5 protein-coding genes are annotated in these 9,715 nt (G+C 50.3%); 1 reads left to right on the plus strand and 4 read right to left on the minus strand.

Features of this window, described 5'->3' with window-relative positions:
* Positions 1 to 213: 213 nt before the first annotated feature.
* Positions 214 to 1,476, minus strand: a complete 1,263-nt coding sequence (locus Q1B15_RS14875; protein ID WP_299754938.1) for a recombinase family protein — start codon at positions 1,474 to 1,476, stop codon at positions 214 to 216.
* A 212-nt stretch (positions 1,477 to 1,688) separates the two neighbouring features.
* On the opposite strand from Q1B15_RS14875, the gene Q1B15_RS14880 reads away from it, so the two are divergent.
* Positions 1,689 to 3,401: a ferritin-like domain-containing protein gene (locus Q1B15_RS14880; RefSeq protein WP_299754940.1), complete on the plus strand. Its 1,713-nt coding sequence runs from the start codon at positions 1,689 to 1,691 to the stop codon at positions 3,399 to 3,401.
* A gap of 79 nt (positions 3,402 to 3,480) precedes the next feature.
* Here Q1B15_RS14880 and Q1B15_RS14885 read toward each other — a convergent pair whose 3' ends face one another.
* The 3 genes from Q1B15_RS14885 to Q1B15_RS14895 all read right to left on the minus strand — a co-directional run.
* Complete coding sequence (locus Q1B15_RS14885) at positions 3,481 to 3,882, minus strand: glutathione S-transferase N-terminal domain-containing protein (RefSeq protein ID WP_299754944.1); 402 nt, start codon at positions 3,880 to 3,882, stop codon at positions 3,481 to 3,483.
* A gap of 52 nt (positions 3,883 to 3,934) precedes the next feature.
* Entirely contained in the window at positions 3,935 to 7,966 is a 4,032-nt protein-coding gene (locus Q1B15_RS14890; RefSeq protein ID WP_299754946.1) for a PAS-domain containing protein, read from the minus strand.
* Between the two features lie 488 nt (positions 7,967 to 8,454).
* On the minus strand, positions 8,455 to 9,715 hold a 1,261-nt coding region (locus Q1B15_RS14895; RefSeq protein WP_299754948.1), incomplete at its 5' end, for a response regulator.

Here is a 9,715-nt window from a genome sequence, read left to right on the forward strand (position 1 = left end):
TGGTTCGATTCCAGGGTCGCCCACCACTCAGTACTCCTAAAACTACAGGCAGTTCACTGCTGTGGAATAGTGTTTATATTTCCGTGAGTTGTGGGGAAGTAGAGCGCCAGAGACCTCACAAATCGTCTCTGATCTTAGCACTTTCGGGGTTGTTTTAGGGAAAGTCTCAGCGGGGCAATTTACGCGTGAGGTCTTGAGCTGGTCAAATCGACCTCAAAGCTGCGCAAATCCAAGGACGCGACGCTGCTCGGCCCAATCCAATGGCAGCTCGGGGAGCGCCCGCAGTGTTTTAGCGGTGAGATGCGGTGGCTGGCGGCCTTCCAGAATCGCGGTTGAGATGTCTGGCGCCAGCCAGGCCAACGGAAGGATGCGGCTGACACACCCGCTGCGCAAACCCTCTCGCTCTGTGATTTGTTGAACAGTTATGGCTTTGCCTTCAAGAAGTTCACCCGCCCACCGTCTTGCGTCTGCAATCAGTGCAATAAGGTCCTGATCTTCTTGTGGAGCATTTTCGGCTGCAATGATGATCGGCTTGGCGCAGCCGTTCTGACGCCTTTGGAACGGGATCTCGAAGATTGCAGGTATTGGTGTGTGAGCTGCTTCGGGTTTTGCGAGTGCCGCGAAGTTCAGCGAGACGACCAACCGACCTCGGTATGCGTCGATACGATCAATGATGTCCGTGAAGGGCTGTCCCAGCCCATCGCCCTCCGTTCTCTCCTTGTCCAGACCGAGCTTTTCAATTGCTTGTAAGTTGACGGCCAAGCTTGCTTGGCTCTTGTGACCTTTGGTCTGACTGACTAACCATCGCGTATCGTTCAGCCGCTCTTTCAGCCCACTCATTACAACCCTTTCGATCTCATCTGCTGGCAAGCGCTCAATCTCGGATTTGTCTTCTGAACCGCGAACTTCCGTTGTGTAATACCAGTATCGCTTCGTCCGGGTTGACCCGTCTGCGCGGATTGACTTGCTGGCGTAAGTCGTTCGCATCGCTCGACCTTTGGTGTCAAACAGTATGCCGTCCAGAAGGCGCTTGGCGGATCGACGGGTTGAACTGATCTTCTTGCCGCCATGATCCGCCAGTTGGGTTTGAACGCGCTTCCAGGTGGCGTCATTGATGATCGCGCCCTGCAGCCCTTCGTGCAGCGCGTCCTTGTGTCGAACTTTGCCGATGTAGATCGGATTGCGCAGGATGTTGTAGAGTGCGCCGCGTGAGAAGGACGTGCCGCCACTAACATGTCCAAACCGGTTGGTTCGTCGCTTGCTGACAATGCCCAACGCGCGCAGCCGTACACTGAGCAGCCGGACCGATCCCTGCGCGCGATACTCAGCAAAGATCGTTCGGACCGCAGCAGCTTCGTCCGGGTCCACCACCAGCGCTTTGTCGATCACATCGTACCCAAGCGGAATGGTACCGCCAATCCACATACCTTTGCGCTTTGACGCCGCAACCTTGTCTCGAATGCGCTCGGCCGTCACCTCGCGTTCTGTCGGGCTTGCCCCAACGCCAGCGCAGGGTTTCCAGCGTACTGAAATGAATTGAATCTTCGATCCTCCAAATTCTAAGTATAGGGGCGGACCGATTCAAAGGGGGAGGATCACTGGACCGATGTGTTCCTGCACAATAAGGTTTCAATTGTGACTCGCCTCGCGCAAAGCTTGGCAGAACGCACAAAAAATTTGGGGGGAACATGGTAATTAGTTCTTTGGAGAGCCTTCGCGAGCATTTGCAGTGGGCGATCGAACTGGAGCATGCGACGTTGGCGCCATATTTGACTGCACTCTATTCGATTAAAGATGGCACGAATATTGAATCAGCTGAGGTCATAAAGAGTGTATTTCTCGAAGAAATGCTGCATATGGCATTGGCTGCCAATATTTTAAACGCGATCGGCGGAACACCTCGCTTCGATTATAAGGGCTTCATTCCTACCTTTCCCACTCCATTGCCCCATGGCGATGGGTCGTTTCAGGTTCATCTGGGTAAGTTCTCGCCCGAGGGCATCAAATCGTTTTTGAATATTGAACGTCCAGCAGAAACCGATGCCGAACCTCTAGAAGAAAACTACCACTCGATTGGTCAGTTTTATGCCGCGATTGTTGAAGGGTTGAAAACATGCAGCCAGGCTCTCGGAGAGCATAAAGTGTTTTCTGGCGATCCTGCGTGGCAGTTGAGTGCTGAGACAACTTTTTACGGAGGCGCCGGTCATCTAATGGCAGTTACTGACTTAGCTTCGGCTCTCTCCGCCATGGATGAGATTGTAGAACAGGGCGAGGGGATGGATCACGCGTCGATCTTTGATGGCGACAAAAACATGTTCCACCCTGAGCGAGAAGAAGTTGGACATTATTTCCGTTTCCAAGAAATTCTTGTGGGGCGGAGCTATCAGTTATGTGACACTCCGGAGTCGGGTCCGACCGGGGAAAAATTCAGCGTGGATTGGGGGGCGGTTCACAACATGCGCCCAAACCCCGATATCAACGACTACCCGGCCGACAGCGAGCCACGGAAAAAGATGGAAGCTCTAGCCCAAGGGTACAGCGATATGCTTCGGGTTATGGAGCAATCATTCGCTGGCGAACCAAGACTCTTTGGCGAAACCGTTGGAACAATGTTTGAGCTGCGCCATCTCATTTTGGAGCTGATGCAGATGCCTTCTGGGGATGGCGGAACAACTGTTGGACCATACTTTGCCTATCGTCCGCCCGCGCATTGCCACGAAAGTTGGATCGAGATCCGCGAGAGTGGCCCGTATAATGTCCATGGTGACATCCCGCTTGTTAGGAAAAAACGAGTTACCACAGACAAGGGGGAAGCACTTGCCTGGGTTACCATAGAAACTATTCCGGCAGACGACGGTTACGTGTTATGCCGATGCGGGAAATCGAAAACCAAACCCTTTTGTGACGGGACGCATGATCGGATTGACTTTGATGGAAGAGTAGCAAAAGAATTCGCTCCGATTTCCGAGACCCAAGAAACTTTAGAGGGCGACGGTATTCGGGTAAAGGTGGACAACTCTTACTGCGTTCACGCCAAATACTGCTTCAACAAAGCCAGTGGCATCCGCAAGCTTATTCCCGAAAGCGCTGGAGCAAACGCGAAAAGTCAAATCATGGTGATGGTCGATCGGTGCCCATCTGGTACATTCGTTTACGAACTTCCAATTGATGGTGAGATGACCGAAGTTGAGGCAGAATTGCCGAAGGAAGTGGCGGCTATTTCCCAGGATGAACACTCGAACACGGCCGGACCGCTTCGGGTTTCAGGCGGAATTCCAATTATGAAGCCGGACGGCACGTTTCTTGAGACTAGAAACAGGGTAACCTTGTGTCGTTGCGGTCAATCGAAGAACAAACCATTTTGCGACGGCACACATGCGAGCGTCGACTTCAAAGATTGATGGGCGCGCGCGTTCGGTGACTTCGGCAGGCTCTGTTTGTTGAGTTCAATGTCGATCGAAAAGGACTGACCTTCTGGTGCTATCGAAATGCGAACGGACGCCGTCCAAGCCGCGCAATCCATCCAAGAGGACGGGCCAGTATGGAGAACATTTCGACATAGCAAAGAAATATCCCGTTTCGGTAAAATGATAGGGTTTCCAACTCGTTCGCACTTTTCCCATATTGAGCGGCAAAATATTCAATTAACTCATCACTGTCAGTCATGAACGTTCCGGGCGCCACCTCTACCGTCGGAAATTGCGCTTTCCTACCGGACCGATGCTCGATCTGTGATTTGATTTCCTCAAAATCCTTGCTCCCGGGATTCATGGGCACAAAGTGAAATTTTTCTGCCAGTTCCGCCTCAACAACAAATAGACGAAATTTGAATGAGTATGGACAATTTGTGCGAACCCATGCCGTGGGTACAAATTCTGTCATTTCAATTTGCTCCTCAATTTCGAATCCTGGTCTGGTCCGAGTCCATCTTGGATTACCGAAGACCTTGGGATGTTGCGTTTAATAGCCGGTTTTTGACTTCAGAGACTATATGGTCCAGGGACTCTGATCCTTTTGGGTAGAAAGCCTCAGCCCATCCTTCGAGTCTTGTTCTATCTTCGTCTGTCAGCGTTTTCGCGGATAGAACAATGATAGGCACATGACTCCAATCTTCGTTTCGCCGAAACCTCTCTGCAAACTCAAAGCCATCCATTTCCGGCATCATCAGATCCAGCAACAATAGGGAAGGTCGAAAACTCTTCAACTTGTCTAAGGCCACGCGCCCATTCTCGGCTTCCTGAACCTTGAAGCCCGCGCTCACCAATGTTCGGCAAAGTAGACTCCTTGTATCACTGTCATCTTCAACCACCATGACCATAGGGTCGTCGTCCGAGCCGATCAACGATTGAACGACGCTGACAAGTTTTTCTCTTTCAATGGGTTTGGTCAGATACTCAGAGGCACCAAGTGAAAAACCGAGCTGTTTGTTTTCGATAATTGACACCATCACGACCGGAATATTCGCAGTATCGGGGTCGGATTTAAGCTCTTCTAAAACTGACCATCCGTCGGCTTTGGGCATCATCACATCCAGTGTAATGACATTGGGCCTTTCCTTCCGCGCCACTTCGATCCCAGCCAGACCGTTATCAGCCTCGATTGTGCGCAATCCAGCAGCGGCAAAATTCCTATGGAGTAATTCACGCACATTTGGATCGTCATCTATGACCAGAACCACCGGAGCGTCTTTCGAAACTTGAATTTCCGCCCTATCGATTTCTTCCTTTTTTTGCAGGAGCGAGGAGTCGGAGAGAACGACCATTTTGAAAGTCGAGCCAACTCCCGGCGTACTTTCAACAAGAAGATCTCCGCCCATCATGCGGCAGAACTCTCGCGTGATTGTCAGTCCCAAGCCGGTTCCTCCATAGTTGCGTGAGGTTGATGCATCAGCCTGTGTGAACGGATCGAAAATCCGTTCCATTTGCTCCTCATTCATACCAATGCCCTCATCTTTCACGGAAAACTCTACCAGCCCACTCTCTTTTCCCCGACCTAGGGTGACTTTGATCAAACCATTTTCAGTGAATTTTGCTGCGTTGGACAACAGGTTGAACAACCCCTGCCTGATCTTGGTCAAATCGCCATTAATCGACTTAATGCCATTGATATTTACAATTTCTAGACGGTTTGAATTTTTGTCGATCAAGGGCGCAATCGTATTGGATATATCGGTGATCAATTCCTCGACATTGAACTCTTCTATATAAAGTTCGAGTTTTCCGACCTCAATCTTTGACAGGTCAAGAATGTCGTTGATTAGGCCCAACAGATGCTGACCGGCTCGCTGGACCTTGGTGAGGTCAGGGATGTATTCATCATTACCATCGTCAGCAACGTCATCAATCAAAAGCTCAGAATATCCGATGATTGCGTTGAGCGGCGTCCTAAGTTCATGACTCATATTCGCTAGGAACTGTGACTTAGCAGAGTTGGCCTCGACCGCTTCGTCACGCGCCACAGCCAACTCCTGGACAAGTTTGTCTAACTCTTCCTCGTGCAGTTTCGCATCCGTAATGTCGGTGAATACTGATACGATCCCGCCTTCTTTGGTGGGAAATCCCTCAGAGCGCAGCCAGCGACCATCTGGTTGTTGATCAACCGAATTCCGTACCTTTTGAGTGCGCCGGGCTTCAAGCACCTTTTCTACCCAATCGTCTAGATCTTTCTGGGACTCAAAGTCTCGTGTTGAGTTTCGCGATTGACGCAGAATGTCTTCGAACTTCACACCTACATTGAAGACGTCCTTGCCTTGGAACGATGCCCTGAACATGTCTGCAACGCGTCGATTTAGCAGCACAACGCGATCGTCTTTGTCATATAGTACAAATCCCTGTCCCATTGACTCGACAGCGTCGGTCAAGCGCGAATGCGCTACCTCGGCTTTGTCAGCAAGTTGGGCAAGCTTGGCTTCGGTTTTTTTGGATTCTGTCATGTCACTGAAAACAGAAACTGTTCCACCGTCGCTTGTTCGAAAACCCTCTGTTTTCAACCAGCGGCCGTCAGGCATTTTCCCCAATGACTGTCTGACATCTTTGTTGCGCCATTCTTCCAGCACAACTTTCAACCATTTTTTTCGCTCGCGGAGAGTGTGCTCTGGATGCAGTTGATCGGCGGAGGCGCGAAGGATCGTTTCGAACTTCATGCCAGCCTTAAAATTTATTGTTGGGGCATATCCGCCAGCAATATTTTCATATTGGCTGTTCCAAAGAACCAGACGTTCTTCATTGTCAAACAAACTGACAGCTTGCCCCATAGCCTCAATCGCATCCACCAATCGATTGTGGGCCAGCTCCGACTCGTCGGCAAATTTAGCAAGCTGTTCCTCGTGGGCCTTCGTCTCGGTGATGTCCGTAAACACCGAGACGGTTCCACCATCGCTGGTATCAAACCCCTCTGAGCGATACCATTTTCCGTCCGGCATCCTGTCTGTTGAGTTTCGGACCTTGTTTTCTCGTCTGATCTTTAAGACGTTCTTGACCCACTCTTCCTGTTCTTTGGGCGATAGGTCAGAATGCATTTGGCTTGCCGAAAGGCGCAAGCCGACTTCAAACGGATTGCCAATTTTAGGCGCAATACCGCCAGTAAATGACTTGAAAACTTCCTCGTACCTTTTGTTGAAGAGCACGGTCATATCGTCTTTATCGAACAAACAGATCGCTTGTCCCATCGCCTCAATTGCATCCATCATCCGGGCGTGCGACTTGGCGGCCTCTTCCTGGGATCGCGCAACTTTTTCTTCCGCTTGGTTTCTTTGCGCAACCGATCCCAAAAGTGAGCCGACATGACCAAGTGTTTTAATTGTGTCGACATTGGCTTCTTGTGGCTCTTTAGAAAAAAACTCCAAGACCCCGACAACTTGATCGTGCAGCACGATGGGGAAGCCCATAACCGAATTTAGGCCTGCAAGCTGCGCGAATTCAGTCCTTCGCATGCCGGCTTCTCTTGTCAGGTCCTCTATCCAAACCGGCTGTCCGGTTTGCACAACCTTGCCAGGCAAACCATCTTCCGCGCCAAAGCGCAGTTTTTCGGTGGCTTTTCGCAGTGCAGCCGCACTTTTGGTTCTCTCGATATGCCAGATACCGGACGGAACGATCAGGTTTTCACCCATTTCGTGCCGAACTACGTATGCGTGACCGACAGACCAGCCGGTGTAGAGGCAGATTTCGTTGAGTGCCGCTTGAAGCGCTGCCTCGAAACTTTCTGCCAAATTAACCTGCAAAACAACATTCTGCAAAAGTCGCACCGATGCCGTGCGTTCAGCTACCCGCATTTCCAATCGATCGTTGGCTGCTTCTAAATCACGCTTTGCACTTCGCTCTGCGGTCGTTTCCCGGCCGTAAACGTTGATGTAGCCCTTTCCCTTGATCCACGCGAAACTAAAGTGGAAAACGCTGCCATCTTCTGGATCGAAATCAGCGGATGCGTTTTCCCGAGTTCTCGCAACGTTTGCGGCAACGCCCGCAAGTTCTGGCGTCAACCGTTCGGGAGTGCCTTTGATGACCAACCCCGGCATCTCTCTGGCAGCAGGGTTCGCAACCAAGATTTCTCCATCAGTTGAAACGCGCATAACTGGATTCGGATTTTCCTCTGGAAACTTAGCATAATCAAGCATTTGGCGCATGTTTTCTCTGATTTTAGTCACGTCTCGCCCGTAGACGTTGGCATAGCCTTCATTAGTAAAAGGATCGAAAAACAGGTTCAGAATTTTGTCGCCGGAGTTAAAATCCGCAAACGCGCTCTGGTTATTGCGGATTGCCTCGGCCGCCATCCTTGCCGGTTTTGACGTCAGTTTCTTGTTGTCTTTTGTCAGAAGGCCGACGGCTTCCCTTGCGGCGGTGTTTGGTAAGTAGACTTTCGCGTCCTTCCCCACCCTAAAAATGGGGAATGGGCACTCGTCCAATAGGATTCCTGACAACTCCGCGTTTGCGGTAGCGGGTTTTTTTGATGGTTTTTCTTTTCCAGCCATAATGTCACCCCAAATTGGACCTATAGATCAGTCGCTGTGGCAAACTCCCATGGAATTAACCCATAAACGGTGCAAAACATTCGTAGAACTTACGAGCAAGAAGTTGCCACCTCATTGCAGTTTGACGATGAAACTGGCGCAAAGCAAGAAGCGGGCAGAAACCACTTTCTGATGGTATCATCACTTGAGAGTGAATGTTGCTTTAAGAGTTCTCTTCTCCTCAAGGACGGGAAACGGCTTGGGATTGAAATCACGGTCCTGAAAATTATTGGGGCATAGGCCGGTATGTCGACGGGCAAAATGCCGTCCTCCGAGAACTTCGTAATTGTTCCCGAGTTCGTTGTTGGGGTAACCGGAAATCGTTATTTGTTAGATGATGGCGCCGCTGTCTGACGTCAGTGCTGTCTTCGCGGTCAAATCTGCTGGGGAATTGCTTGAACGGGTCGCCTTTTGTCATGGATCGACACTGCGAAACCGCCTTGCATGCCTCAAGCCAACTTGTTTTGCTGCTGCCCAAGCAGCAGCTTTTCAATCATTTTTCGCAAGTGCATTTCGGCCATCACTTCAAATTGTTCACGGTCATCAAAGTTGTGAAATGCTCCGATGAAGGATCCATCGTCGGCGATCAACCACCTTTCGATATAATCTTTAAGCCGATTTATCTGATCCAAACGTTCGAGTACCGCAGAACTGTCCGACAAGGAAATCACAGGGGCACCTGTTTTCCGGTACAAAAGCATTTCGGGTTTTCCATTTTCTTTGTAACCCAACAACGCATCTTCAAACTCAAAAGCAGTTCCTGAATCGTATTTGGTCCCGTCTGGCCTTAGAATACTTTCCGGAAGTGGTGATCCTATTCTTGACCACAGTATACCTATATATATGTCGGTTTCTCTTGGAGGATGAATTTGGGCTTGGAAGGTATCAGAAGCCAACAGTGGTTCCTCTTCCCACAGGATCGGGATCAAGTATGCCTGCCCGGTGAACTCTTCGTTCAACCGTGAAATTACGGCTTTCAATACCCGCCGTTCCGGTATCACATCCCCGGGTGAAGAAATGAAAATTCGGAACTTTTTCGAAATATTTTGCCTAAGGCGTACTTTTTCCAGACAGGCGCTGATGCGGGCAGCCAGAAGGACAGGATTGAACGGTTTGAAGATGTAATCCTCTGCCCCGCTCAAGACACATTGCACCATCGTATTCATGTCGTCAGCGGCAGTCAGCATTATGACAGGAACAGTTCGGAGCCGCGGGCTTGCCTGAAGGATTTCCAACGTTTCAAGTCCGGACAAGCCCGGCATCATCAGATCTAACAGCACAAGATCGAACCGCTTTCCCCCCAAAAGCTCAATCGCTTCCTCACCGGACGACACAGATGTCGTCGTGTACCCATTGCGGACCAGTCGCCTCTTGAGCATTTCTCTGTTTGTTGGGTCATCATCGACCACAAGAATATCACCTCCTGCCCCCAAAGAGGTTTGATCAACTTCTGTGTCCGTTTTCTTCTTATCTTTGAGCGTAATCGTGGGGGCCTGCTTGGCTGGTGCTTTCACGTCTTCCCATTGGTCCAACCGTATTTTCTCAACCAGAGAAACAATCGCTTTTTCCGCCGTGATGATCTTGTCCAGATCCGCGACCATATCCGGATCGTCATCTACGAAATCTTCGCGCAGCATTTCGGCATATCCTGATATATGGTTGAGCTGCCCTCGGATCTGAAATTGTGCATCAGCAATGGAAATTTGATCG

Source organism: uncultured Boseongicola sp. (genome assembly GCF_937988555.1).
Taxonomy (GTDB): domain Bacteria; phylum Pseudomonadota; class Alphaproteobacteria; order Rhodobacterales; family Rhodobacteraceae; genus Boseongicola.

Bases quoted from the DNA above. Each gene is read 5' to 3' on its own strand.
- Q1B15_RS14880 (WP_299754940.1), top strand. From the start codon at position 1,689: ATGGTAATTAGTTCTTTGGAGAGCCTTCGCGAGCATTTGCAGTGGGCG.
- Q1B15_RS14885 (WP_299754944.1), bottom strand. From the start codon at position 3,882: ATGACAGAATTTGTACCCACGGCATGGGTTCGCACAAATTGTCCATAC.
- Q1B15_RS14890 (WP_299754946.1), bottom strand. From the start codon at position 7,966: ATGGCTGGAAAAGAAAAACCATCAAAAAAACCCGCTACCGCAAACGCG.